The organism is Bradyrhizobium sp. CSA112 (assembly GCF_029051645.1).
GTDB lineage: Bacteria > Pseudomonadota > Alphaproteobacteria > Rhizobiales > Xanthobacteraceae > Bradyrhizobium.
Genome location: NZ_JAACFS010000026.1, coordinates 1 through 24,226 on the forward strand (window position 1 = coordinate 1; position 24,226 = coordinate 24,226).

Here is a 24,226-nt window from a genome sequence, read left to right on the forward strand (position 1 = left end):
CGCCACCCCCGCGTGTGGCTGCGCCGTCGCCTCCACCAAGGATGGCCGCACCAGCGCCTCCGCCGCCCCGGATGGCTGCTCCACCGCCAGCAGCAGCGCGCCCGGCGCTGCCTGCGCCGGCGGCGGCCAGGGCATGCCCGCCGGGTGTCCGATGCTGATTGTTAACGGGCCAGATCCTCTGATCTGGCCCGAAGGGGCCCTAAATCGCAGGGCTGGAAGACCAGACATCCGGCCGTATTTCCTTGCTTCTGGCTGGAATCCGGCTATATAGCGCGCCATCTCACACGGAAACATGGCTCTCAAAGGCCGTCCGGTGGCAGCCGGGCCAGTCAGGCTCGTTTGCTCACACGTTTCCGGAGGAACCAACCGGAGAACTATCACTATGGCGCTACCCGATTTTTCTATGCGTCAGCTCCTCGAAGCTGGCGTGCACTTTGGTCACCAATCGCACCGCTGGAATCCGAAGATGGCGGATTACATCTTCGGTGCCCGCAACAACATCCACATCATCGATCTCGCCCAGACCGTGCCGATGCTGCATCGCGCGCTGCAGGCGGTATCTGACACCGTCGCCAAAGGCGGCCGTATCCTGTTCGTCGGCACTAAGCGCCAGGCGCAGGACGGTGTTGCCGATGCCGCCAAGCGGTCGGCGCAGTATTTCGTCAATTCGCGCTGGCTCGGCGGCACGCTGACCAACTGGAAGACGATTTCGGGTTCGATCAAGCGCCTGCGTCACCTCGATGAGGTGCTGTCGTCCGGCGAGGCCAGCTCCTACACCAAGAAGGAGCGGCTGACGCTGCAGCGCGAGCGCGACAAGCTCGACCGTTCGCTCGGCGGCATCAAGGACATGGGCGGGCTTCCCGACATGATCTTCGTGATCGACACCAACAAGGAAGACATTGCGATCCAGGAAGCGCAGCGACTCAACATTCCCGTTGCCGCGATCGTCGATACCAATTCCGATCCCAAGGGCATCACCTTTGTGGTGCCGGGTAATGACGACGCCGGCCGTGCCATTTCGCTGTATTGCGACCTGGTTGCCCGCGCCGCCATCGACGGCATTTCGCGCGCGCAGGGCGATTCCGGCATCGATATCGGCGCCGCGGTTCAGCCGGTTCGCGAGGAAGTCGTGGCGGCTCCGCAGCCGACCGGCTTCCAGGGTCTTGCCGGTCCGCGCGGCACCGCCGACAACCTCAAGAAGCTCACCGGCGTGTCGGGTGCGATCGAGAAGAAGCTCAACGACCTCGGCATCTTCCACTACTGGCAGCTCGCCGAGCTCGACCACGATACCGCGCACAAGATCGGTGAAGAGGTTGGTCTTCCGAGCCGCGCTGATGCGTGGGTTGCCCAGGCCAAGACGCTGACCGCGGAAGCGGAATAATTGGTACGCCGCGTGGCCGGCTTTCCGGCCACCGGTTTCGTTCCTCAAGACTGGGCATTCCCTGGAGCTGACGACGGCACGGTGCAAAGCGCGCATGCCGCGCCTGCGGCTAACAGGCAAGAAGGATATTCGACGATGGCAACGATCACTGCAGCAATGGTCAAGGAACTGCGCGAGTCGACCGGCGCGGGCATGATGGACTGCAAGGCAGCCCTCACCGAAACCTCCGGCGACATGCAGGCCGCCCAGGATTGGCTGCGCAAGAAGGGGCTGTCCAAGGCCGCCAAGAAGGCCGGCCGTGTTGCGGCCGAAGGCCTGATCGGTGCGGTGACCTCGGGCGCCAAGGGCGTCGTGGTCGAGGTCAACTCCGAGACCGATTTCGTGGCCCGCAACGAGCAGTTCCAGGGTCTCGTCAAGATGATTGCGCAGGTCGCGCTTCACAACGGCGCCGACGTCGAGAAGATCAAGGCGGCCAAGGTTGGCGACGTTACCGTCGAGACCGCGATTTCGGATGCGATCGCGACCATCGGCGAGAACATGACGCTGCGCCGCGCGGCTTCGCTTGAAGTCGGCAAGGGCGTGGTGTCGAGCTACATCCATGGTGCCGTGATCGACGGCGCCGGCAAGATGGGCGTGCTGGTCGCGCTCGAATCGGCCGGCAAGACCGACGAGCTCGCTCATCTCGGCCGCCAGCTCGCCATGCACGTGGCCGCGACCAATCCACAGGCGCTGGATCCGTCTGGCCTCGACCCCGAGATCGTAAAGCGCGAAAAGGACGTGCTGGCCGACAAGTATCGCCAGCAGGGCAAGCCGGAAAACGTGATCGAGAAGATCGTCGAGTCCGGCCTGAGGACCTATTACAAGGAAGTCTGCCTGCTGGAGCAGGCGTTCATCCATGACGAAAAGGGCAAGTCGGTCGCGCAGGCGGTGAAGGAAGCCGAAGGCAAGGTCGGTGCGCCTGTGAAGATTGCCGGATTTGTGCGCTATGCTCTCGGCGAGGGAATCGAAAAGCAGGAATCCGATTTCGCGGCCGAGGTCGCGGCGGCCAGCGGCAAGAAGTAACCGCTGCGGTCACAATCTTCCGGCGCTAGCGCGCCGGAAGTCACCTGCGCGGGACAAGGAAGCGATAAACAATGGCTGAGCCGGTCTATCGTCGCGTCGTGATCAAGCTCTCGGGCGAGTATCTCGCAGGCAGCCACTTTTTCGGCATCGACCAGCCCACTATCGACCGTATCGCCGACGACCTGATCGCCGCGAAAAAGCTCGGCGTCGAGGTGGCGGTCGTGATCGGCGGCGGCAACATCGTGCGCGGCGTGGAAGTCTCCTCGCGCGGCGTTTCGCGCCCGACCGCTGACACCATGGGCATGCTCGCCACCGTGATGAACTGCTTGGCGCTGGAAGCCGCCATCGAGCGCAAGGGGACGCCGGCGCGTACCCTGTCGGCGTTCGTGATGCCCGAGATTTCCGAGCTGTTTACCCGCAGTGCGGCGCACAAATACCTCTCCGAGGGACGAATCGTCCTGCTTGGCGGTGGAACCGGCAATCCGTTCTTCACCACCGACACCACCGCCGTGCTTCGGGCGGCCGAGATCGGGGCGCAGGCAGTGCTCAAAGCCACCAATGTCGACGGCGTTTACAGCGCCGACCCCAAAAAGGACCCGTCGGCCAAGCGCTTCGATCGCCTGACGCATTCGCAGGCGATTGCCGGCGACTACAAGGTGATGGATGCGACCGCATTCGCGCTTGCCCGCGAGACGTCACTGCCTATCATCGTATTCTCGATCGCCGAGCCGGGTTCGATCGGCGCGATCCTGCGCGGGACCGGCCACGGCACGGTGGTTGCCGGCTGACACGTTAGTGCTGCTTCGAACCGCGGGCTTTAAGGATGCCGGCGGCTGGTTTCCAAGGAGGGGAGAGCGTTATGCCCACGCCCGGTTTTGACATCAATGAATTGAAGCGCCGCATGCAAGGCGCCACCCATTCGCTCAAGCACGAATTGGGCGGCTTGCGGACCGGCCGGGCGGCGGCGTCCATGCTGGAGCCGGTGCAGGTCGAGGCTTATGGCTCACACATGCCGCTCAACCAGGTCGCGACCATCAGCGTGCCCGAACCGCGCCTGCTCTCTGTTCAGGTGTGGGACAAGTCCATGGTGAAAGCCGTCGAGAAGGCGATCGTCGATTCCAATCTCGGCCTCTCGCCCGCGACCGAAGGGCAGGTGCTGCGCCTGCGGATTCCGGAACTCAACGAGGAGCGGCGCAAGGAACTGGTGAAAGTCGCGCATAAATACGCCGAAGCTGCCAAGGTTGCGGTCCGCCACGTCCGTCGCGACGGCCTGGATATCGTCAAGAAGCTCGAGAAGAATCACGAGATTTCCGAAGACGATCAGGAGCGGCTCGCCAACGAGGTGCAGAAGGCGACCGATGGAACGATTGCGGAAATCGATCAGTTGCTTGCGGCGAAGGAAAAGGAAATCCTCACCGTTTGACGGCAACGCTCTAAAGTTGAGACTGGTCCTGGAATTTAGATGATGCCAAACGCCGCCGCCCCCGCCACGGAAGGATCTGACCGATCCGTCCCGTTGCATGTGGCGATCATCATGGACGGAAACGGGCGCTGGGCGGCAGCGCGCGGCTTGCCGCGTGCCGAAGGCCATCGCCGCGGCGTCGATGCGCTGCGCCGCGTCGTTCGCGCCGCTCATGAACTCGGCGTGCTCTACCTGACGATCTTTTCGTTCAGCTCCGAGAACTGGTCGCGGCCGGCGACCGAAATCGGCGATCTGTTCGGCTTGCTCCGCCGCTTCATCCGCAACGATCTGGCAACGCTGCATAGCGACGGCGTGCGCGTGCGCGTGATCGGCGAACGAGAAGGGTTGGAGCCCGATATCTGCGCACTGCTGAACGAGGCCGAGGAACTGACCAAGGCCAACACCAAGCTCAATCTGGTGGTCGCGTTCAACTACGGATCGCGCCAGGAAATCGCCGGCGCCGCCCAGCGGCTAGCGCGCGAAGTGGCCGAGGGCAAGCGCGATCCGGCATCGATCGACGCCGATACGCTCGGTCGCTATCTCGATGCGCCTGACATTCCCGATCCAGACCTGATCATCCGCACCAGCGGCGAACTGCGGCTGTCGAACTTCCTGATGTGGCAGGCGGCCTATAGCGAGCTCGTGTTTGTGCCGATCCACTGGCCGGATTTCGACAAGGCCGCGCTCGAAAGCGCCATTGCCGAATACGCCAGACGGGAACGCCGCTTCGGCGGTCTGGCCGTGAAAACCGGATCGTGACCGAGCGCGAGGCCGCACCGGCGGCAGCGCCCGATTCGCGCAATCTCATGATGCGCATCGCCGCAGCCGCCGTGCTGATCCCGCTTGCGGTCGCGATCGCCTATGCGGGCGGCTGGTTCTGGGCCGCGCTGGTGACGCTGGCTGCCATCGGCCTCTTCGTGGAATGGCTCGCGATCGTGGGTCTCGCCGGCGCGATTCGCGTGACGGTGCCGGGTGTGGCCGCGCTTGCGGTCGCCGGGCTCTGTTTTGCGATTGGCCGCCTCGATGCCGCGCTGATCGTGCTCGGCGTCGGCTTCGTGGTTGTGGTGTCGATCGCGCCGGAGCGGCGCAACTGGGCCGCGGCAGGATTTTTGTACGCGGCGGCGGCCGAGATTGCCTCGGTGCTGGTGCGTCTCGATCCCGTAAAGGGATTCGCCGCGCTGATGTTCGTGCTGCTGATCGTATGGGCGACCGATAGCGGCGGCTATTTCGCGGGCCGCGGCATTGGCGGCCCGAAACTATGGCCGCGCGTCAGCCCGAAAAAGACCTGGGCAGGCGCCGCCGGCGGACTTGCCGGCAGCCTGGCTGTCGCGGTCGGGTTTGCCGCGTTCGATCTGGGCAGAATCGGGCCGTTATTGATGCTTTCGGCGGCTCTTTCGGCTGTCTCACAGCTCGGCGATCTCTTCGAATCCGCCGTGAAGCGGCGTTTTGGCGTAAAGGACTCAAGTCACATCATTCCCGGCCATGGCGGGCTAATGGATCGCCTGGACGGGTTTGTCGCTGCTGTCGTCGTGGCGGCACTTTTCGGCCTTTTGCGGGGTGGCCCCGATGGCGTCGGCCGCGGTCTTATGGTTTGGTGAAACGATGAGCGCAGTTCCATTGCGTAACAACAAGGCCGTGGCGGCAGCCGCGCGCACGGTCACGGTGCTGGGTGCCACCGGCTCTATCGGCGACAGCACCATGGATTTGCTGCGCGGCGCGCGCGACCGCTATGAGGTCGAGGCGCTGACCGCGAATTCCAATGTCGAAGCGCTGGCCAGGCTCGCGATAGAATTCGGCGCACGATTCGCCGCGATTGCCGACCCGGCGCGCCTTGGCGAACTGAAGGACGCCCTCGCGGGCACCGGCATCGAATGCGGCGCCGGCGAAAGCGCAATCATCGAAGCTGCTGCGCGTCCCGCCGACTGGGTGATGGCGGCGGTGAGCGGTGCGGCCGGATTGAAGCCCGCATTGGCCGCGGTCGATCGCGGTGCGGCCGTCGCGCTCGCCAACAAGGAATGCCTGGTCTGTGCCGGCGATTTCTTCATGCAGCGCGCCGCGAAGGCGGGCGCCTGCATTCTACCGGCGGATTCCGAACACAACGCGCTGTTTCAGGCGCTATCTTCGGGCAATCGCGAGGAGTTGGTGCGCGTGATCATCACCGCCTCGGGCGGGCCGTTCCGCACCTGGGCGCCGGCCGACATCGAGCAGGCGACGCTAGAGCAGGCGTTGAAGCATCCGAACTGGAGCATGGGCCAGAAGATCACCATCGATTCGGCGTCGATGATGAACAAGGGCCTCGAAGTCATCGAAGCTTCCTATCTTTTCGCGCTGAGCGCCGACGAGATCGACGTTCTCGTGCATCCGCAGTCGATCATCCACGGCATGGTCGAATTCTCAGATCGCTCCGTGGTTGCGCAGCTCGGCGCACCCGACATGCGCATCCCGATCGCGCACTGCCTTGGATGGCCCGATCGAATCGTTGGCCCGTCGGCCAGGCTGGATCTCGCAAAAATCGGACAGCTAACCTTCGAGGCGCCGGACTTTGAACGGTTCCCGGGCTTGCGGTTGGCCTACGAGGCGTTACGTACGGGGCGTGGTGCGACCACGGTATTCAATGCTGCCAATGAGGTGGCGGTGGCGGCTTTCATCGCCGGAAAGATCAAGTTCGGGTCGATCGCGCACCTCGTCGAAGCCACCATTAACGACTGGATTCGTGCCGGGAACCTTGCGCCTTTGAGCTCGGCCGACGACGCGATTTCCGTTGACCATAGCGCGCGAAATAGAGCCGCCTCCCTATTGCCTCAAATTGCCTTAAAGGCATCGTAGAGGGTTGGGGACGGAGCCGTTGGCTCTTGTCGAGGGGAACCTGATGTCAGAGTTTTTTCTAAGTAGTTTCAATACGTTGGGCCATGGCCTGATCGGCTACATCATTCCCTTTTTGTTCGTCCTGACCATCGTCGTGTTCTTCCATGAACTCGGCCACTTTTTGGTCGCCCGATGGGCGGGCGTGAAGGTGTTGACGTTCTCGCTTGGTTTCGGCCCGGAACTCGCCGGCTTCAACGACCGCCATGGCACGCGCTGGAAGATCTCCGCGATCCCGCTCGGCGGCTATGTGAAGTTCTTCGGCGACGAATCCGAAGCCTCGACGCCGGCCTCGGCCGAAACGCTCGCCGGCATGACCGAGGAGGAGCGGGCGGGCAGTTTCCATCACAAGAAAGTCGGCGCCCGCGCGGCCATCGTTGCCGCCGGTCCGATCGCGAATTTCATTCTGGCGATCGTTATCTTCACGTGTCTCTTCACCTTCTTCGGCAAGCCGAGCACGACGGCGCGCGTCGACAAGATCGAAGCCAGCAGCGCCGCCGAGCGGGCGGGCTTTCAGGCCGGGGACATCGTCACCGCCATCGACGGCAAGAAGATCGGCAGCTTCTCCGACATGCAGCGATTCGTCAGCGTCCGCGCCGGCGAGACCATGACCTTCACCGTCAAGCGCGGTGATTCCACGCTGCAATTGAAGGGCACGCCGGAACTGCGCGAAGTGAAGGATCCCTTCGGGAACACGCAACGGCTCGGGATTCTCGGCATTACCCGCGCGACGACGCCGGGCGAAGTCACCACCGAGAAGGTCGATCCGGCGACCGCGCTTTGGCTGGGAATCAAGGAAACCTGGTTCGTCATCGAGCAGACGCTCGCCTATATCGGGAACATCTTTACCGGCCGGGCCAGCGCCGATCAGATCGGCGGGCCGATCCGGATCGCGCAGATCTCCGGTCAGGTCGCCACGCTGGGGCTTGTTCCGCTGCTTCATCTGGCGGCGGTGCTGTCCATTTCGATCGGGCTGCTGAATCTGTTCCCGGTGCCCCTGCTCGATGGTGGCCACCTTATGTTCTACACGGCTGAGGTGCTGCGGGGGCGGCCTTTGTCAGAAAAGTCCCAGGAATACGGGTTCCGCGTGGGGTTGGTGTTGGTGCTGATGCTGATGGTGTTCGCCTTCTATAACGACTTCCATCAGGTGCCATGGCTGAAAGGGCTGTTCGGGAGATCGTAGAAGCGGCTTTTTTGTGACGTTGCCCATTGGCAACGTCTTGGAATGAAAATGGAATCGCATCGCGATGTCCGGTTTGCCGCCCTGTCGAAATTGGCTACAAGCAATGCAACTTTGGGATTCTGCCGGTTCGTAGGGGTACGAGCCGGCAGTGCAATGACGAGGGCGCGTTGCGCATGATGTTTGGAATGCGAGTGCGGGGGGGTCTGCTGGCCGCTCTGATCATGATTGCCGCGCCGATGGGGGGCGCGCTGGTGTCCGTGCCGGCTGCGGCCCAGACGGTGGCGTCGATCACCGTTGAAGGGAACCGGCGTGTCGAGGTCGAGACCATCCGTTCCTATTTCAAGCCAGGTCCCGGTGGTCGCCTCGGGCAGGCCCAGATCGACGACGGCTTGAAGGCGCTGATCGAAACCGGCTTGTTCCAGGACGTGCGAATCAACCAGGTGGGCGGCCGGCTGGTCGTGACCGTCGTCGAAAACGCCGTGATCGGGCGCATCGCGTTCGAGGGCAACAAGAAGGTCAAGGACGAGCAACTTTCGGCTGAGATCCAGTCCAAGCCGCGCGGCACGTTTTCGCGCCCGATGGTCCAGTCGGACGCCCAGCGGATCGCCGAAATTTACCGGCGCTCGGGCCGTTATGACGTGCGCGTCACCCCGGAAGTCATCGAGCAGCCGAACAACCGCGTCGACCTGATCTTCACGATCACCGAAGGCACCAAGACCGGCGTCAAGTCGATCGAGTTCGTCGGCAACGTTGCCTATTCGTCCTATCGCCTGAAGGACGTTATCAAGACACGCGAATCCAACCTCTTGAGCTTCCTCGGCGGCGCCGACGTCTACGATCCCGACCGGGTCGAGGCCGACCGCGACCTGATTCGCCGTTTCTATCTGAAGAACGGCTATGCCGACGTGCAGGTCGTGGCCGCGCTGACCGAGTATGACCCCGACAGGAAGGGCTTCCTCGTCACCTTCAAGATCGAGGAGGGGCAGCAATATCGCGTTGCCTCCGTCGACTTCCAGACCTCCATTCCAACCCTCGATGCCACCTCGATGCGCAGCTTCTCGCGCGTCAGCGTCGGCTCGGTCTACAATGCCGAGGCGCTTGAGAAATCGGTCGAGGAGATGCAGATCGAGGCCTCGCGCCGCGGCTATGCCTTCGCAGTGGTGCGCCCGCGCGGCGATCGCAATTTCGAACAGCACACCGTTTCGATCGTGTTCGCCGTCGATGAGGGCCCGCGAACCTATATCGAGCGCATCAACGTGCGTGGCAACACCCGCACCCGCGACTACGTGATCCGCCGCGAGTTCGACCTGTCCGAAGGCGACGCCTATAACCGCGCGCTGGTCGATCGCGCCGAACGCCGGCTGAAGAACCTCGACTTCTTCAAAAGCGTGAAGATCCTGACCGAGCCCGGCTCGTCGACCGATCGGGTGATCCTGGTCGTCGATCTCGAAGAGAAGTCGACCGGCGACTTCTCGGTATCGGGCGGCTATTCGACCTCGGACGGTGCGCTCGCCGAAGTCAGCATTTCCGAGCGCAACTTCCTGGGTCGGGGCCTATATGCAAAGGCAGCCGTGACCTACGGCCAGTACGCGCGCGGCGGTTCACTTTCGTTCGTTGAACCCTATTTGTTCGACTACCGCGTCGCGCTCGGCCTCGATCTGTTCTATCGCGAACAGCTCGCCAACAGCTATATTTCCTATGGCACCAAGACGCTCGGCTTCAGCCCGCGGCTAGGCTTCACCTTGCGGGAAGATCTCGCATTGCAGCTCCGCTACTCGATCTATCAGCAGGAAATCTCGCTGCCGAGCCAGCTCGCGAACTGTAATAACAATTCATCGAACTCGTTGCTCGCGTTCAATCCCACGCCGGCATTTGCGAATATTGCCGGCGCTCCCGCCGGCGGGTCGATCACAGAAGGGGGACAAACCGCCACTGACACCTCCGGCCAGGGCCTGTGGTGCTATAGCGACGGCGAAGCCTCGCTGCCGGTTCGCAGGGAATTGCAGAGCGGCAAGGCGTTGACCTCGTCGGTCGGCTATTCGTTGAACTACAACACGCTGGACAACAACAAGAACCCGACCGACGGTTTGCTGATCGACTGGAAGCAGGACTTCGCCGGTGTCGGCGGCGACGTGAAGTACATCAAGTCGGCGATCGACGCGAAGTACTACACCCCGCTGGTCGCCGATATCGTCGGCTTGATCCATCTCCAGGGCGGCATGCTGAACCAGTTCGGCGGCAGCGAACTGCGCATGCTGGATCACTTCCAGATGGGACCGAACCTCGTTCGCGGTTTTGCGCCGAACGGCATCGGTCCGCGCGACATCAACCCGTTTGGCACGCGCGACGCGCTCGGCGGCACCAAATATTGGGGCGCTTCGTTCGAATTGCAGATGCCGTTCTGGTTCCTGCCGAAGGAAGTCGGACTCAAGGGTTCGGTCTATGCCGATGCCGGCGGACTGTTCGACTACAAGGGACCGACGTCGTGGGCGCAGACGGGCGAGGTCAACGTGCCTGGCTGCGTGCCGCCGACTCAGGCGACGGCGACGACGCCGGCCAACGCCGGAACTTGCTTGGGATTGCAGCATGACAACGGCAATGTGGTCCGCACCTCGGTCGGTGTCGGCATCATCTGGGCTTCGCCGTTCGGTCCGCTGCGCTTCGACTATGCGGTTCCGCTTACGAAGGGTCAGTTTGACCGCGTGCAGGAATTCAAGTTTGGCGGCGGCACATCGTTCTAAGGTATCTTGAAGCGAAACGGACGTAAGGTCCGCGTAGCGAGAACGCCTTGGAAAGAAGAGAAACAAGAAGAGGGTCGGCTCCATCTCTTTGGAGCCGGCGCTCTGGTGCGAAGGTCGCCGGACTGCGACGGGTGGAATGGCGCAGCCGATATTTTTCAAGCAACCCCCTTCCTCGACGCTGGCCGAGCTGGCCACGTTGACAGGTGCGGTATTGGTCGACCCCGTACAGGGCGGCCATGTGATCAGGGGTCTCGCTTCGCTCGACGAAGCCGGTCCCATGCATCTGGCGTTCTTCGACAACCTCAAATACGCCGATCAGCTCAAGGCGACCAAGGCCGGCGCCTGCCTGGTGAGCCCGCGTTTCGAGGCCCAGGTCCCCGCCCATGTGGCGGTGCTGCGCGCCACCCAGCCGTTCCGCGCCTTCGTGAAGCTGGCGCGCGAGTGGCATGCGGACGCGCTTCGTCCGCAATCATGGTTCGACAATGATGGCATCGCGCCATCGGCGATCATCGATCCGTCGGCTCATCTCGAGGACGGCGTCATCGTCGATCCGCTCGCGGTGATCGGGCCCAGGGTCGAGATTGGCGCCGGAACGGTGATTGGCGCGGGTGCGGTGATCGGTGCCGACGTCAAGATCGGCCGGGACTGCAATGTCGGCGCACGCACCGCGATCCAGTTCGCCCTGATCGGCAACAACGTCCTGATTCATCCAGCCTGCAGTATCGGCCAGGACGGCTATGGCTTCATCTTCTTCGGTCCTGAGGGCCACCTGAAGGTGCCCCAGACCGGCCGGGTCCTGATCCAGAACGATGTCGAGGTCGGCGCCGGCACCACTATCGACCGCGGCAGCCTGCGGGATACCGTGATCGGCGAGGGCACCAAAATCGACAATCAGGTCCAGATCGGCCACAATGTGACCATCGGCAGGCACTGCCTGCTCGCGGCCCAGATCGGGCTCGCGGGCAGCCTGACGATCGGTGACAACGTCGCGCTGGGGGCGAAGGTGGGCATCAACAACCACCTCAAGATCGGCGACGGCGCCCAGGTGACGGCGATGAGCGGGGTCAAGGACGACATTCCGCCCAACGGCCGCTGGGGTGGCTTTTTTGCCAAACCCACCAAGCAGTGGTTCAAGGAGATTATTGCGGTGGAGCGACTGGTGCAGGGTGGCACCGCCGATCCAAAAGGTGAGAGGCGGGAGTAATGGAGGAATCACCGGTCAGGTTTGAGCTCGTCGATATTAACGAGATCCTCAAGACGCTCCCGCATCGCTATCCGATGCTGCTGATCGACCGGGTGATCAAGATCCGGACCGATTACAGTGGCATCGGCATCAAGAACGTCACGTTCAACGAGCCGCCGTTTCTCGGCCATTTTCCCGAGCGTCCGGTCTATCCCGGCGTCATGATGATCGAGGCCATGGCCCAGACCGCTGGCGTCATCGGCATCAAGTCGGTCGAGGGCACCGAGAAGCCGCGCGCGGTCTATTTCCTCACCATCGACAAATGCAAATTCCGCAAGCCGGTGATGCCCGGCGACACCATCGAGTATCACATGCGCTCGATCGGCCGCCGCAAGGCGATGTGGTGGTTTCACGGCGACGCCAAGGTGAATGGCAGCGTGGTCGCCGAGGCCGACGTCGGCGCAATGCTGACGGACTGATTGAATTTATCCCGCCACACAACTGACGTCTTCCTGATATCTTTGTTCAATCGTTGGTAGTGGAACCCACGCCGAGGTCGTTTGACGAAATTTGCCGATTAAATCTGGTTTGGGGCCACGCTTCTTTTTTAATGGAGGCGTCCGTGAGCAAGCTTGCGTCTATTATTTCGTGTTTGGTCATTTTTCTGCTGATGCCGCCGCAAAGTTACGCGGCAGATCTGGGCGGTCTCGTATCGTCCCTCAAGGGTGGTGGCTACGTCATCGTGTTTCGACACGGCGCCACCGACGATAGCCAGAAGGACGTCTACCCCTTCAAACTCGACGACATGAGCGCGCAGCGGCAACTGAGCGAAAAGGGCCGCGAACTGGCGCGCGAGCTTGGGGCGGCGCTCAAGAGGTTGGGTGTGCCGATCGGCGAAGTCTACACGAGCCAGCTCAATCGAGCCGTTGAAACGGGCAAACTGCTCAGCGGCAAGGACGTCTCTCCGGTGGAAGCATTGACAGACAGCGGCGCCGGCAGCTCATCCGCAATGGCAAATCCCGACGGCAAGAATGCCAAGGCTGGACGCGCCGTGCGCGATCTCGTCAACGCGCCCCCGAAAGCCGGCGCCAATAATCTGCGGTGACGCACAAGACCAACGTCGCGGACGCCTTCGGAAAGGAGTTTTCCGATATCCGCGAAGGCGAGGCGCTCGTCTACAAGACCAGCACTTCGGGTTCGGCTGTCCTGGTTACGCGGGTGCAGCCTGGCGAATGGATCGCGCAAGCCGGTAGCTAGATTCGGTCTCGCCTGGATAGGTATCTGCGCGGAAGGCGGCCGTGTGATCTCCGATCAATGCACATAATATCCACTGGACGCGAGGGAACTTCAGCCTCCCGACAGGTTTGTATGTCGGTGGGAAATTGTGGTTGCCGAGACGGGCCGGATGAAACTTCTCAGAGCCGCCGTAGCGCTGATAGCCTCAACCGCTGTTCTCGTCGGGGTTGCAATGGCCCGCGATGATGGCCGCTACGCCAACTCCCCGCTAAAGTCCTGGTTTGACAGCCTTAGAAGCGGAAAGGGGCCATGCTGCTCCGACGCCGACGGCTCCGCCGTCGCCGACGTGGATTGGGAATCCAGGGACGGTCACTACCGCGTGCGGCTTGAGGGCCAATGGATCGACGTGCCCGACGATGCCGTCATCACCGAGCCAAATCGTGCCGGCCGGACCATGGTCTGGCCGATCAAGGGAGCCTACGGGATTTCGATCCGCTGCTTCTTGCCCGGCAGCATGACCTGATGACATTCTTGATACCAGCGTGCCGCAACATGACGTAACGATACGTCACTGGACACCATCTGGGTGCCGCGCTAACCACCGGAAAACGCGCGATATTCGCGTGCATCGATGGGCTGGGCTGTGTGATGGGTACGATCGATCCAACCGCGCGGGTTGAGGATGGCGCTGTGATCGGCGAGGGGACGACGATCGGTCCCTATTGCATTATCGGCCGCGACGTCGTTATCGGCGCCAACTGCAATCTGATTGCGCATGTTCACGTCACCGCGCAGACCACGATCGGGGCCGGCTGCACGATTTATCCGTTCGTCTCGCTCGGCACGCCGCCGCAATCGCTGAGCTACAAGGGCGAACTGACCCGGCTGGAGATCGGCGCGGGCTGCACCATCCGTGAGTCCGTGACCATGAATGCCGGAACGGTTGGCGGCGGCGGCGTGACGCGGGTCGGCGAGCGCGGCTACTTCATGAATTGCAGCCATGTCGGACACGATTGCCAGGTCGGCAACGATGTCATCTTCGCCACGTCGGCAACGCTCGGCGGTCACTGCGAGATCGGCGATTTCGTCTTCATCGGCGGGCTGTCGGCTGTGCACCAGTTTACCCGGATCGGACCGCAAGTGATGGTCGGCGGCGTCTGCGGCGTGCGCGGCGACGTCATTCCGTTCGGCCTCGTCAACGGCCAGTATGCTGCTCTCGAAGGGCTGAACATCATCGGCATGAAGCGCCGCAAGTTCACCAAGGAGCGGCTGGCGAAAGTGCGCGCGTTCTACCAAAAACTGTTTCACGGCCCCGGCGTCTTTGCCGAGCGGCTGGATGCGGTGCAGCCCCTGGCCGGAGAGGATCCGGCGATCGCTGAAATCCTCGCCTTCATCGAGCAAGGCAAGCATCGCGCACTCTGTCTTCCCGCCGGCGACGGCAACAAGCAGTGATGATGGGATCCGCCGCAGCCATGATTTCAGCGGCTTCTGATATTTCGTCGCCCGTTGGCGTTATCGCAGGCGGCGGCGCGATGCCGTTTGCGGTGGCGGATTCGCTTAGCCAGCGCGGGATCGTGCCGGTGCTGTTCGCGTTGCGCGGCGCCTGCGATCCGGCGCGCGTCGGCCGCTTCCGCCATCACTGGATCTCGGTTGGACAACTCGGCCGTGCCACAAAGCTGTTTCGCAGCGAGGGCTGCCGCGACCTGATCTTCATCGGCACGCTGCTGCGTCCGGCGCTGTCGGAAATCAGGCTGGACTGGGGAACGATCCGCGTCATCGGCCACGTCTGGGCCGCGTTTCGCGGCGGTGACGATCATCTGTTGTCGGGGATTGGCCGCATCCTCGAACAGGACGGCTTCCGGATGGTCGGCATCCGGGATGTCGCTCCCGACATTCTGATGCCGGAGGGAAACACTGCCCGGGCCGCGCCCGATCCTGCCGCCGTTGCTGACATCGCCAGAGGGCGGGAGGTGCTTGGCGCGCTCGGCCCGTTCGACATCGGGCAGGCCGTCGTCGTGATCGACGGACATGTGGTGGCGGTCGAGGACATCGAGGGCACCGATGGGCTCCTGGCGCGCGTGGCGCGGCTGCGCGAGGCGGGGCGCATTCGCGCCAAATCCGGCCGCGGGGTGCTGGTGAAGGCCCCGAAGAGCGGACAGGATTTGCGCTTCGACCTGCCGACCATCGGTCCTAAAACCATCGAAGGTGTGGCCAAGGCCGGGCTCGCCGGCATCGCGGTGATCGCCGGCCATACGATTGCGGCGGACTCGCAAGCCATGATCGAGGCTGCGGACAAAGCCGGCCTGTTTATCCAGGGCTTATCAGCGTGACGCCGTCTCGCGCGACCGCCGGGATGGAGCGAAGGGTATTTCTGATCGCGACGGAAGAGTCCGGCGATCGCCTCGGTGCCAACCTGATGAAGGTGCTGCGCCAGCGCCTCGGCGACGCGGTGAGGTTCGAAGGCGTCGGCGGCCGCGCAATGGCGCGCGAAGGCCTGGAGACGTTGTTTCCGATCGAAGAGCTCTCGATCATAGGCCTTGCTGCCGTCATCAGGGACCTGCCGAAGATCCTCGGGCTGATCAAGGAGACGGCGATCGCGGTGACGGAAGCGGCGCCGGATGTTCTCGTAATTATCGACAGCCCGGACTTCACCCACCGCGTGGCGAAGCGCGTTCGCGCCAAGGATCCCAAAATTCCGATCGTCAACTATGCGTCGCCCTCGGTCTGGGCATGGCGGCCCGGCCGGGCGCGCGCGATGCTGAAATATATCGATCATGTGCTGGCGCTGCTGCCGTTCGAGCCCGAGGCCTATCGCAGGCTGCACGGGCCACCCTGCACCTATGTCGGCCATCCCCTGACGGAGCAACTATCGTCGTTGCGGCCGAACGCCGATGAAGCCACGCGGCGGGCGGGATCGCCGCCGGTGCTGCTGGTGCTGCCGGGAAGCCGGCGCAGCGAAATCCGCCACCACATGGCGGTGTTCGGCCAGGCGGTGGCGCGGCTGCAGGAGCAGGGCGTGGGATTCGAGCTCATGCTGCCCACCATGCCGCATCTGCAGGAAGCGGTCGTCGACGCGGTGAAAGGCTGGCCGGTTCAGCCTCAGGTCGTGATCGGCGAGCAGGACAAACGGGCGGCCTTTCGGATCGCCCACGCGGCGCTCGCCAAATCCGGCACGGTGACGTTGGAGCTGGCACTGGCCGGCGTGCCGATGGTGACGGCTTATAGGGTCGGCGCTATCGAAGCGTTCATCCTGAGGCGCGCGATCCGCGTGTCGTCGGTGATCCTCGCCAATCTCGTGATCGGCAGGGAGGTCATTCCCGAATTCCTTCAGGAAGACTGCACGCCTGAAAAATTGTCGCAGGCGCTGGGCGAAGTGCTGTTGGACTCCGCGCTGCGCCGCGAGCAGCTCGAGGCTTTCGCCACGCTGGATGCGATCATGTCGACCGGCAACCAGCCGCCGAGCGTGCGGGCCGCCGATATCGTGCTGGCGACGATGCACAAGGCGCGGCGGGGGTAGGGAGTAGGATGGGTGGAGCGAAGCGATACCCATCAATCGCTGTTTATGAAGCTGATGGGTATCGCTTCGCTCCACCCATCCTACGCATATAAGCAAAAAAGGCCGGACGCGATAATCGCATCCGGCCTTCTTTGTACATAAACGACGTCGCTTACTTCCGCTTGTCCATCGGCACATAATCGCGGCGGCCGACGCCGGTGTAGAGCTGGCGCGGGCGGCCGATCTTCTGGTGCGGGTCCTCGATCATCTCGCTCCACTGGCTGATCCAGCCGACGGTGCGGGCGACTGCGAACAGCACGGTGAACATCGAGGTCGGGAAGCCCATCGCCTTCAGCGTGATGCCCGAATAGAAGTCGACGTTCGGATAGAGCTTGCGGTCGATGAAATACTGGTCGGAGAGCGCTATCCTTTCCAGTTCCATCGCGACGTTCAGCATCGGATCGTCGCCATGGCCGGTCTCGGCGAGCACGGCGTGACACATCTTCTGCATGATCTTGGCGCGCGGATCGTAGTTCTTGTAGACGCGGTGACCGAAGCCCATCAGGCGGACTTCTGAGTTCTTGTCCTTCACCTTGGCGATGAATTCCGGAATCTTGTCGACCGTGCCAATTTCCGCGAGCATCGCGAGTGCGGCTTCATTTGCGCCGCCATGCGCCGGGCCCCACAGGCAGGCGATGCCGGCGGCAATGCAGGCGAACGGATTGGCGCCGGAGGAGCCGGCGATGCGCACTGTCGAGGTCGAGGCGTTCTGCTCGTGGTCGGCGTGCAGGATGAAGATCTTGTCGAGCGCGTCAGCCAGCACCGGATTGATCTTGTATTCCTCGCACGGCACCGCGAAGCACATGTGCAGGAAGTTCTCGGCAAAGGAGAGCGAGTTCTTCGGATACATGAAGGGCTGGCCGACGGTGTATTTGTAGGCCATCGCGGCCAGCGTCGGGACCTTTGCGATCATGCGCATCGAAGCGATCATGCGCTGCCGCGGATCGTTGATGTCGGTGCTATCGTGATAGAACGCGGCCAGCGCGCCGACGGCGGCGACCATGATCGCCATCGGATGGGCGTCGCGGCGAAAACCCTGGAAGAAGCGGGCCATCTGCTCGTGAACCATGGTGTGATGGATCACGCGGTGGTCAAAATCCTGTTTCTGGGCCGGGGTCGGAAGCTCCCCGTAAAGCAGGAGGTAGCAGGTTTCGAGGAAGTCGCCCTGTTCGGCGAGCTGCTCGATCGGGTAACCGCGGTATTCCAGCACGCCGGCGTCGCCGTCGATATAGGTGATCTTCGACTGGCAGCTACCGGTGGAGGTGAAACCGGGGTCGTAGGTGAACATCCCGGCCTGGGCGTAGAGCTTGGCGATGTCGATGACATCCGGCCCCACCGTGCCGCTGAGGATCGGGAAATCGTAGGTCTTGTTGCCTACCGTGAGCGTTGCAGTTTTGCTGGATTTTGCGTCCATCGTGAATCCCCGATGAAATCGTTACGAAAAACCGCGCCGACCCTGGTGCCATTATCGAAGCGCAGCAAGGAAAGCCGGATTGTCTAGAAGCGGCGCCAAAGGCGTAGCTTATTGCCCTGTGCACTGCAAGATGGCCGCGGCCCCCCATATGGTAGGGGCTCTTATAGCGTTTTCGAGCGAATGCCTGCCCGGACTTGATCCGGGGTGGATCCCGGTTCGCGTAAAGAAAACGCGTCAAAACTAAATGCTGGAGCCCGGGGCTCTAGCTGGCCGCCTGATCGGCGAGGCGAGCCAGGCATTTCTCCCGCCCCAGTACCGCCAAAACGTCGAAAATGCCCGGCGAAGTCGTGCGTCCCGTCAGCGCCACCCGGAGTGGCTGGGCAACGGCGCCGAGTTTGAGATTGTTCTGCTCTGCGAAATTCCGCATGGCGGCTTCCGTGGTCTCGGCGCGCCAGTCGGTGACGGCTTCCAGCGCTGTCAGGAGCTGGCCGATCAGGATGCGGGTCTCCGGCGTCAGCAGGGCGGCGGCCTTCGGCTCGATCTGAAGCGGGCGGTCGGCGAAGATGAAATAAGCACCCGATATCAGCTCGATCAGCGTCTTGGCGCGCTCCTTCAGGCTCGGCATCGCCCGCAACAATTGCGCGCGGGTGGTATCGTTGAGCTTCGCCTTGAGATCGGCGCCTTCGGGGACGTAGTCGAGCACGCTCTCGAACTTCGCCACCAGTTCGCCGTCATCCGCCTGGCGGATGTAGTGGCCGTTGAGGCTTTCCAGTTTTGCGAAATCGAATCGCGCCGCGGAGCGCCCGATGGCCGGCAGATCGAATGCATCGATCATTTCCTGCGTCGAGAAGATTTCCTGGTCGCCATGGCTCCAGCCGAGCCGGACCAGGTAATTGCGCAGCGCTGCCGGCAAATAGCCCATCGCGCGGTAGGCATCGACGCCGAGCGCGCCATGGCGCTTCGAGAGCTTCGAACCATCTGGTCCGTGGATCAGGGGGATGTGAGACATGTTCGGGATGTCCCAGCCGAGCGCATCGTAGATCTGCTTCTGGCGTGCAGCGTTGATCAGATGGTCGTCGCCGCGGATGACGTGGGTGACACCCATGTCATGGTCGTCGACCACGACAGCCAGCATGTAGGTCGGGTTGCCGTCGCCACGCAGCAGCACGAGGTCGTCGAGGTTCTCGTTCTGCCAGACCACGCGACCCTGAACCTGGTCCTCGATTACGGTCTCGCCGGTCTGCGGCGCCTTCAGGCGAATGGTGGGCTTCATGCCGGCCGCCGCTTCGGAGGGATCGCGGTCCCGCCACATCCCGTCATAGAGGCGGGTGCGGCCCTCGGCGCGCGCCTTCTCGCGCATCGCCGCCAGTTCCTCCGCAGTGGCGTAGCAGCGGTAAGCCCTGCCGCTGGCCAGCAATTGCTCGGCGACCTCGCGGTGGCGGGCAGCGCGGCTGAACTGGTAGATGACGTCGCCGTCCCAATCGAGCTCGAGCCACTTCAGCCCGTCGAGGATGGCGGCAATCGCCGGCTCGGTCGAGCGTTCGCGATCGGTGTCCTCGATCCGCAGCAGCATCCTGCCGCCGCGCTTTTTGGCATAGAGCCAGTTGAACAGCGCGGTCCGGGCTCCTCCGATATGGAGGAAGCCGGTGGGCGAGGGGGCAAAGCGTGTGACGACGGAATCAGTCATTTACCAGATGCGGGCTAAGGGTGAATTGCGGTGGTGTATAACAGGAACGGTACATAACTAAAGCCTTAGCCATGGGCAAAGTAGGCTTGGCGCGCGGGGGCGAATTTGGCAGAAGGTTCGCCAATCCCTAACAGGAACTCAGGATGACCACAGAACCGGTAGCGGCAGAGGCGGGACGCGATTTCATCCGCGACATCGTCCAGGCCGATCTTTCTTCCAAAAAGCACAGCCGGATCGTGACCCGATTTCCGCCGGAGCCGAACGGCTATCTGCATATCGGCCATGCCAAGTCGATTGCCCTGAATTTCGGCATCGCGCAGGAGTTTGCCGGCAAGTGTCATCTGCGTTTCGACGACACCAACCCGACAAAGGAAGAGCAGGAATATATCGATTCCATTCAGGCCGACGTGCACTGGCTCGGCTACGACTGGGGAACCGATCTCTATTACGCCTCCGACTATTTCGATCGCCTGTATGACTGGGCAGTGGGGCTGATCGAGGCCGGCAACGCCTATGTCGACGATCAGTCGCAGGAGGAAATCCGCGTCAACCGCGGCACGCTGACGGAACCCGGCAAGAATTCGCCGTTCCGCGACCGCACGGTGGAGGAAAACCTCGACCTCTTCAGGCGCATGAAGGCGGGCGAATTCCCGAATGGCACACGCGTGCTGCGCGCGAAAATCGACATGGCCGCCGGCAATATCAACCTGCGCGACCCCGTGCTCTACCGCATCCTGCATGCCGAGCATCCGCGCACCGGCAACAAATGGTCGATCTATCCGAGCTACGATTACGCCCACGGCCAGTCGGACGCCATCGAAGGCATCACGCATTCGATCTGCACGCTGGAGTTCGAGGACCACCGGCCGCTCTATGATTGGCTGCTCGACAAGCTGCCGGTGCCCTCAAAACCGCGCCAGTACGAATTCGCCCGCCTCAATTTGACCTACACGCTCTTGTCCAAGCGCGTGCTGACGCAGCTCGTCCGCGACGGCCATGTTTCCGGCTGGGACGATCCGCGCATGCCGACCATAGCCGGCTTGAAGCGGCGCGGTGTGCCGCCGGCCGCGGTGCGCGAGTTCGTCAAGCGCATCGGGGTTGCGAAAGCCAACAGCGTGGTCGACGTCGGCATGCTGGAATTCTGCATTCGCGAGCATCTGAACAAATCAGCGCAGCGGCGGATGGCGGTGCTGCGGCCCCTGAAGGTCGTGATCGAGAATTATCCGGAAGGCCAGGTCGAGGAGCTCGAGGCCGTCAATCATCCTGACGATCCATCGGCCGGCACACGAAAAATTTCATTCGGCCGCGAGCTCTATATCGAGCGCGACGATTTCATGGAGAACCCGCCGAAGAAATTCTTCCGCCTGTCGCCGGGCAACGAGGTGCGGCTGCGCTACGCCTATTTCATCAAATGCACCGGCGTTATCAAGAACGACGCCGGCGAAGTCGTCGAGCTGCGCTGCACCTACGATCCCGCGACCAAGGGCGGCAACGCGCCTGACGGTCGCAAGGTCAAGGCAACCATGCACTGGCTGTCCGCGAAGGATTCGGTGCCGGCGGAAATCCGCGTCTACAATCAGCTCTTCTCGAACCCGAGCCCGAGCGCTGCAAATTTCGCCGCCGACCTCAATCCGGAGTCGCTCGAAGTATTGCCCGACGCCCGGATTGAGCCTTCGGTTGCATCAGACAATTCGGGCGAGGTGATGCAGTTCGAACGGCAGGGCTATTTCGTGCGCGACAAGGATTCGGCGCCCGGCAAACCCGTGTTCAACCGCACCATCGGCCTGCGCGATACGTTTGCGAAGGAAGTCGGCGGGAAGGGCTGAAGGCGACCGATGGCATCCTCCGGACGCAGCGCGACCGACGACATCGTCTCCGGCATCATGGGCAGATGGGCGACGTCGTTCAGCAGACTGGACGCTGAAGCGCTTGCATCGCTGTACTCACGGAACGCGTTCTTTTTCGGCTCCAATTCGAATCTGTATCGCGGCAACGACGGCGTTGCCGCCTATTTCGAAGCGCTGCCGCGCTGGTCTTCGCCATCAGTTCAATTCACCGACGTCAGGACCGTGCATGCCGCGGCTGACCTGATCAACGTCGCGGGCACGGCAACTTTCACCGTCGAGAAGGATGCCGAGCCGCTGGTGGTGAAAATCACCTGGGTGATCGTTCGCGAAGCCGGCGAATGGAAGATCGTCAGCCACCACGTCTCGTCGAAGACGCCGCTGATCGAGCAATAGGCCAGCTGCGCGTCAGGGCGCGGTCCCTGCGTCATCCCATTCTAGATGTCGTAATACAAATGGAACTCGTATGGATGAGGGCGCAGCCGGATCGGGTCGACCTCCTTCTTCCGTTTGTAGTCGAGCCAGGTCTCGATCACGTCGGCGGTGAACACGTCGCCGCGGAGCAGGAAGGCGTGATCGCGCTCGAGCGCATCAAGCGCCTGATCCAGCGATCCCGGTGTCGACCTCACGTCCTTCGCCTCGGCGGGCGGCAGGTCATAAAGATTCTTGTCGATCGGGCTGCCGGGATCGATCCGGCTGTTGATGCCGTCGAGGCCGGCCATCAGCATCGCGGCAAAAGCCAGATAGGGATTGCAGGAGGGGTCCGGCGAGCGAAACTCAACCCGCTTTGCCCGCGGGTTCGGCGAATACATCGGGATCCGGCAGCAAGCTGACCGGTTGCGCTGGGAATAGACCAGATTGATCGGAGCCTCATAGCCAGGCACCAGGCGACGATAGGAGTTCGTGGTGGGGGCGCAAAGCGCGCACAGCGCCCAGGCGTGAGTCAACAGACCGCCGATGTAGTAGCGGCCGAGCTGGCTCAACTCGGCATAGTCGTCCTTGCCGTAGAACAGATTGGTCTCGCCCTTCCACAGGGACTGGTGAACGTGCATCCCCGAGGCGTTGTCCTCGAACAGCGGCTTTGGCATGAACGTTGCCGTCATGCCGTGCTCGCGGGCGGTGTTCTTCACCACGTATTTGTAGATCATCAGATTGTCGGCCATGCGGGTGAGTGTAGTGAAGCGCATGTCGATCTCGTTCTGGCCGCCGGTCGCGACTTCATGGTGATGGGCTTCGATCTGGATGCCGAGCTGTTCCATCGTCAGCACCATATCGGTGCGGAGAGCCTGCATGCTGTCGGTCGGGGGAACAGGAAAATACCCCTCCTTCGGGCGCGGCTTGTGGCCCAGGTTCGGCGCTTCCTCCTTGCCGGTATTCCAACTGCCTTCGCTGGAATCGATTTCGTGGAAGGCGTAGTTGATCCCCTGTCCGTAGCGCACGTCGTCGAACACGAAGAACTCCGCCTCCGGGCCGAAATAGCTCGTGTCGGCGTGGCCGGTGCCCTTCAGGTTGGTTTCGGCCTTCTGGGCGATGTAACGGGCGTCGCGGCTATAGGGTTGACCGGTCACGGGGTCCCTGATGTTGCAGATCAGGACCAGGGTCGATGCAGGGGAGTACGGGTCGAGGAACGCGGTGGTCGGGTCCGGCACGACCAGCATGTCGCTTTCCTGGATTTCCTGGAAGCCGCGGATGGATGAGCCGTCGAATCCAATGCCTTCGCTGAGAGCATCGACACCCGCCGCACCCGGCGGGATGGAAAAATGCTGCCATACCCCAGGCAAGTCGGTGAAGCGCAGATCGATCATCTGCACCTTCTCGTCGCTGATCGCCTTCAGGAGATCTTCGGCTGTCGCACACTTCGGAAACATGGTTTCACTCCTGTTATGGAGAGCCGCATCTTGGAGGTCGTGCCGCCATTCAGCCGCGGTGAGGCGGCTTGCAATGGGTCCTGGTTCTGCGTTGCCGCGCCGGCAGCCTCAGCTTTGGTGGGGCCCGCGCATGAGCTTCATCGCGTCTTCGATATGCCGCCAGGTTCTGGCCAGTTCGACCTCGCCTTTGGCCTCGAGTTCGATGGCGTTCTGGGCGGCTTCCGCAATGGCCTTGGGGCCATGTGCTTCCAGCAATTGCCGCGCATAGTCGTGGATTTCGATTTCTCGCATGGCGTCATCCTCCGCTCGTTCTGAGCGCAACTGTGAATTCCAGTCGCGCCGAGACCCGTAGACGTTGACACCTCGTCAAGCGCACCCAGTTTGCATCCTGCTGCGGCGCACTTGCAAGCGCGCTTTCCGGGCGGTGGGCTGCCGGGATTGGATGGTGGCGCCGGCTGCCTAGCAGCCCCGGCAAATGCTGCGCAGGGACTTTGCGAGCTGGGCATCTTCCTGCGTCATGGGCTCGTAGGGCTTTTGTTGCGCTTGCTTGGCCTCGTCGCTTTTCTGTCGGGCGGCCCGCTCGGCATCCTGGCGCTTATAGCATGCCTCGCGCTCGGATCTCGCCTCGATGAAACGGCATTGTTCAGCCGCTGCAGCGGCGGTCGCCAAGGTGCTGATCATGAGGGCGTATGAAAGGCAGGTAGCAAGCTTCATGGAGCGATCATAGCGCGAGCCGCGGCGCATTTC

At 62.6% G+C, this 24,226-nt stretch carries 24 protein-coding genes; 19 read left to right on the top strand and 5 right to left on the bottom strand.

Translation table 11 applies throughout. The annotated features are described in order from the left end of the window. Positions 1–382 precede the first annotated feature (382 nt). From GWE18_RS29995 to lpxB, 17 genes are all read left to right on the top strand, one after another. Entirely contained in the window at positions 383–1,381 is a 999-nt protein-coding gene (locus GWE18_RS29995) for a 30S ribosomal protein S2 (protein WP_275189334.1), read from the top strand. 135 nt (positions 1,382–1,516) lie between these two features. Beyond that, complete coding sequence (gene tsf / locus GWE18_RS30000) at positions 1,517–2,443, top strand: translation elongation factor Ts (protein ID WP_275189335.1); 927 nt, start codon at positions 1,517–1,519, stop codon at positions 2,441–2,443. A gap of 71 nt (positions 2,444–2,514) precedes the next feature. Next, complete coding sequence (pyrH, locus tag GWE18_RS30005) at positions 2,515–3,231, top strand: UMP kinase (protein ID WP_275189336.1); 717 nt, start codon at positions 2,515–2,517, stop codon at positions 3,229–3,231. Between the two features lie 71 nt (positions 3,232–3,302). After that, positions 3,303–3,866, top strand: coding sequence for a ribosome recycling factor (gene frr / locus GWE18_RS30010; protein WP_057851302.1), 564 nt, complete (start codon positions 3,303–3,305; stop codon positions 3,864–3,866). A 42-nt stretch (positions 3,867–3,908) separates the two neighbouring features. Further along, entirely contained in the window at positions 3,909–4,664 is a 756-nt protein-coding gene (locus GWE18_RS30015; protein ID WP_275189337.1) for an isoprenyl transferase, read from the top strand. Further along, positions 4,661–5,503 carry a phosphatidate cytidylyltransferase gene (locus tag GWE18_RS30020; RefSeq protein WP_275189338.1) on the top strand — a complete coding sequence of 281 codons (843 nt, stop codon included), beginning with the start codon at positions 4,661–4,663 and terminating at the stop codon, positions 5,501–5,503. The genes GWE18_RS30015 and GWE18_RS30020 overlap by 4 nt, the downstream gene beginning before the upstream one ends. A gap of 4 nt (positions 5,504–5,507) precedes the next feature. Further along, on the top strand, positions 5,508–6,731 hold the full coding sequence (gene dxr / locus GWE18_RS30025; protein WP_275189339.1) for a 1-deoxy-D-xylulose-5-phosphate reductoisomerase: 1,224 nt from the start codon (positions 5,508–5,510) through the stop codon (positions 6,729–6,731). Between the two features lie 43 nt (positions 6,732–6,774). Continuing rightward, the gene (gene rseP / locus GWE18_RS30030; protein ID WP_275189340.1) at positions 6,775–7,950 is read left to right on the top strand and encodes an RIP metalloprotease RseP; all 1,176 of its coding nucleotides are present in this window, start codon (positions 6,775–6,777) and stop codon (positions 7,948–7,950) included. Positions 7,951–8,123: 173 nt separating this feature from the next. Continuing rightward, entirely contained in the window at positions 8,124–10,691 is a 2,568-nt protein-coding gene (gene bamA, locus GWE18_RS30035; protein WP_275189341.1) for an outer membrane protein assembly factor BamA, read from the top strand. Positions 10,692–10,827: 136 nt separating this feature from the next. After that, positions 10,828–11,895, top strand: a complete 1,068-nt coding sequence (lpxD, locus tag GWE18_RS30040; protein WP_275189342.1) for a UDP-3-O-(3-hydroxymyristoyl)glucosamine N-acyltransferase — start codon at positions 10,828–10,830, stop codon at positions 11,893–11,895. Then, positions 11,895–12,353: a 3-hydroxyacyl-ACP dehydratase FabZ gene (gene fabZ / locus GWE18_RS30045; RefSeq protein WP_275189343.1), complete on the top strand. Its 459-nt coding sequence runs from the start codon at positions 11,895–11,897 to the stop codon at positions 12,351–12,353. The genes lpxD and fabZ overlap by 1 nt, the downstream gene beginning before the upstream one ends. A gap of 59 nt (positions 12,354–12,412) precedes the next feature. Further along, on the top strand, positions 12,413–12,979 hold the full coding sequence (locus tag GWE18_RS30050; protein WP_275189344.1) for a histidine phosphatase family protein: 567 nt from the start codon (positions 12,413–12,415) through the stop codon (positions 12,977–12,979). Continuing rightward, on the top strand, positions 12,976–13,131 hold the full coding sequence (locus GWE18_RS30055; RefSeq protein ID WP_275189345.1) for a hypothetical protein: 156 nt from the start codon (positions 12,976–12,978) through the stop codon (positions 13,129–13,131). The genes GWE18_RS30050 and GWE18_RS30055 overlap by 4 nt, the downstream gene beginning before the upstream one ends. Positions 13,132–13,279: 148 nt before the next feature. Then, positions 13,280–13,633 carry a hypothetical protein gene (locus GWE18_RS30060; RefSeq protein ID WP_275189346.1) on the top strand — a complete coding sequence of 118 codons (354 nt, stop codon included), beginning with the start codon at positions 13,280–13,282 and terminating at the stop codon, positions 13,631–13,633. A 125-nt stretch (positions 13,634–13,758) separates the two neighbouring features. Further along, positions 13,759–14,562 (top strand): acyl-ACP--UDP-N-acetylglucosamine O-acyltransferase, encoded by an 804-nt coding sequence (gene lpxA / locus GWE18_RS30065; protein ID WP_275189347.1) that lies wholly within the window; start codon positions 13,759–13,761, stop codon positions 14,560–14,562. A 20-nt stretch (positions 14,563–14,582) separates the two neighbouring features. Further along, the gene (gene lpxI / locus GWE18_RS30070; RefSeq protein WP_275189348.1) at positions 14,583–15,440 is read left to right on the top strand and encodes a UDP-2,3-diacylglucosamine diphosphatase LpxI; all 858 of its coding nucleotides are present in this window, start codon (positions 14,583–14,585) and stop codon (positions 15,438–15,440) included. A gap of 23 nt (positions 15,441–15,463) precedes the next feature. After that, on the top strand, positions 15,464–16,627 hold the full coding sequence (gene lpxB, locus GWE18_RS30075) for a lipid-A-disaccharide synthase (protein WP_275189425.1): 1,164 nt from the start codon (positions 15,464–15,466) through the stop codon (positions 16,625–16,627). Between the two features lie 151 nt (positions 16,628–16,778). Here the strand turns inward: lpxB and gltA are convergent, their stop codons facing one another. Both gltA and gltX read right to left on the bottom strand, forming a co-directional pair. Continuing rightward, the gene (gltA, locus tag GWE18_RS30080) at positions 16,779–18,080 is read right to left on the bottom strand and encodes a citrate synthase (protein ID WP_275189349.1); all 1,302 of its coding nucleotides are present in this window, start codon (positions 18,078–18,080) and stop codon (positions 16,779–16,781) included. A gap of 262 nt (positions 18,081–18,342) precedes the next feature. Next, entirely contained in the window at positions 18,343–19,767 is a 1,425-nt protein-coding gene (gltX, locus tag GWE18_RS30085) for a glutamate--tRNA ligase (RefSeq protein ID WP_275189350.1), read from the bottom strand. 143 nt (positions 19,768–19,910) lie between these two features. Here gltX and GWE18_RS30090 point away from each other — a divergent pair, with 143 nt between their 5' ends. Next, entirely contained in the window at positions 19,911–21,593 is a 1,683-nt protein-coding gene (locus tag GWE18_RS30090) for a glutamine--tRNA ligase/YqeY domain fusion protein (protein WP_275189351.1), read from the top strand. Positions 21,594–21,602: 9 nt separating this feature from the next. Beyond that, a complete protein-coding gene (locus GWE18_RS30095) occupies positions 21,603–22,007 on the top strand; it encodes a nuclear transport factor 2 family protein (RefSeq protein ID WP_275189352.1) in 405 nt (134 codons plus the stop codon). Between the two features lie 41 nt (positions 22,008–22,048). Here GWE18_RS30095 and glnA read toward each other — a convergent pair whose 3' ends face one another. From glnA to GWE18_RS30110, 3 genes are all read right to left on the bottom strand, one after another. Then, positions 22,049–23,479, bottom strand: a complete 1,431-nt coding sequence (glnA, locus tag GWE18_RS30100) for a type I glutamate--ammonia ligase (protein WP_275189353.1) — start codon at positions 23,477–23,479, stop codon at positions 22,049–22,051. Positions 23,480–23,587: 108 nt separating this feature from the next. Then, entirely contained in the window at positions 23,588–23,770 is a 183-nt protein-coding gene (locus GWE18_RS30105) for a hypothetical protein (RefSeq protein WP_275189354.1), read from the bottom strand. A gap of 168 nt (positions 23,771–23,938) precedes the next feature. Then, positions 23,939–24,193, bottom strand: coding sequence for a hypothetical protein (locus GWE18_RS30110; RefSeq protein WP_275189355.1), 255 nt, complete (start codon positions 24,191–24,193; stop codon positions 23,939–23,941). Positions 24,194–24,226: the final 33 nt, after the last annotated feature.

Excerpts from the sequence above, each read along its gene's own strand:
- GWE18_RS29995 (WP_275189334.1), top strand. The coding sequence starts at position 383 with ATGGCGCTACCCGATTTTTCTATGCGTCAGCTCCTCGAAGCTGGCGTG.
- tsf (WP_275189335.1), top strand. The coding sequence starts at position 1,517 with ATGGCAACGATCACTGCAGCAATGGTCAAGGAACTGCGCGAGTCGACC.
- pyrH (WP_275189336.1), top strand. The coding sequence starts at position 2,515 with ATGGCTGAGCCGGTCTATCGTCGCGTCGTGATCAAGCTCTCGGGCGAG.
- frr (WP_057851302.1), top strand. The coding sequence starts at position 3,303 with ATGCCCACGCCCGGTTTTGACATCAATGAATTGAAGCGCCGCATGCAA.
- GWE18_RS30015 (WP_275189337.1), top strand. The coding sequence starts at position 3,909 with ATGCCAAACGCCGCCGCCCCCGCCACGGAAGGATCTGACCGATCCGTC.
- dxr (WP_275189339.1), top strand. The coding sequence starts at position 5,508 with ATGAGCGCAGTTCCATTGCGTAACAACAAGGCCGTGGCGGCAGCCGCG.
- rseP (WP_275189340.1), top strand. The coding sequence starts at position 6,775 with ATGTCAGAGTTTTTTCTAAGTAGTTTCAATACGTTGGGCCATGGCCTG.
- bamA (WP_275189341.1), top strand. The coding sequence starts at position 8,124 with ATGATGTTTGGAATGCGAGTGCGGGGGGGTCTGCTGGCCGCTCTGATC.
- lpxD (WP_275189342.1), top strand. The coding sequence starts at position 10,828 with ATGGCGCAGCCGATATTTTTCAAGCAACCCCCTTCCTCGACGCTGGCC.
- fabZ (WP_275189343.1), top strand. The coding sequence starts at position 11,895 with ATGGAGGAATCACCGGTCAGGTTTGAGCTCGTCGATATTAACGAGATC.
- GWE18_RS30060 (WP_275189346.1), top strand. The coding sequence starts at position 13,280 with ATGAAACTTCTCAGAGCCGCCGTAGCGCTGATAGCCTCAACCGCTGTT.
- lpxA (WP_275189347.1), top strand. The coding sequence starts at position 13,759 with ATGGGTACGATCGATCCAACCGCGCGGGTTGAGGATGGCGCTGTGATC.
- lpxI (WP_275189348.1), top strand. The coding sequence starts at position 14,583 with ATGATTTCAGCGGCTTCTGATATTTCGTCGCCCGTTGGCGTTATCGCA.
- lpxB (WP_275189425.1), top strand. The coding sequence starts at position 15,464 with ATGGAGCGAAGGGTATTTCTGATCGCGACGGAAGAGTCCGGCGATCGC.
- gltA (WP_275189349.1), bottom strand. The coding sequence starts at position 18,080 with ATGGACGCAAAATCCAGCAAAACTGCAACGCTCACGGTAGGCAACAAG.
- gltX (WP_275189350.1), bottom strand. The coding sequence starts at position 19,767 with ATGACTGATTCCGTCGTCACACGCTTTGCCCCCTCGCCCACCGGCTTC.
- GWE18_RS30090 (WP_275189351.1), top strand. The coding sequence starts at position 19,911 with ATGACCACAGAACCGGTAGCGGCAGAGGCGGGACGCGATTTCATCCGC.
- GWE18_RS30095 (WP_275189352.1), top strand. The coding sequence starts at position 21,603 with ATGGCATCCTCCGGACGCAGCGCGACCGACGACATCGTCTCCGGCATC.
- glnA (WP_275189353.1), bottom strand. The coding sequence starts at position 23,479 with ATGTTTCCGAAGTGTGCGACAGCCGAAGATCTCCTGAAGGCGATCAGC.
- GWE18_RS30105 (WP_275189354.1), bottom strand. The coding sequence starts at position 23,770 with ATGCGAGAAATCGAAATCCACGACTATGCGCGGCAATTGCTGGAAGCA.
- GWE18_RS30110 (WP_275189355.1), bottom strand. The coding sequence starts at position 24,193 with ATGAAGCTTGCTACCTGCCTTTCATACGCCCTCATGATCAGCACCTTG.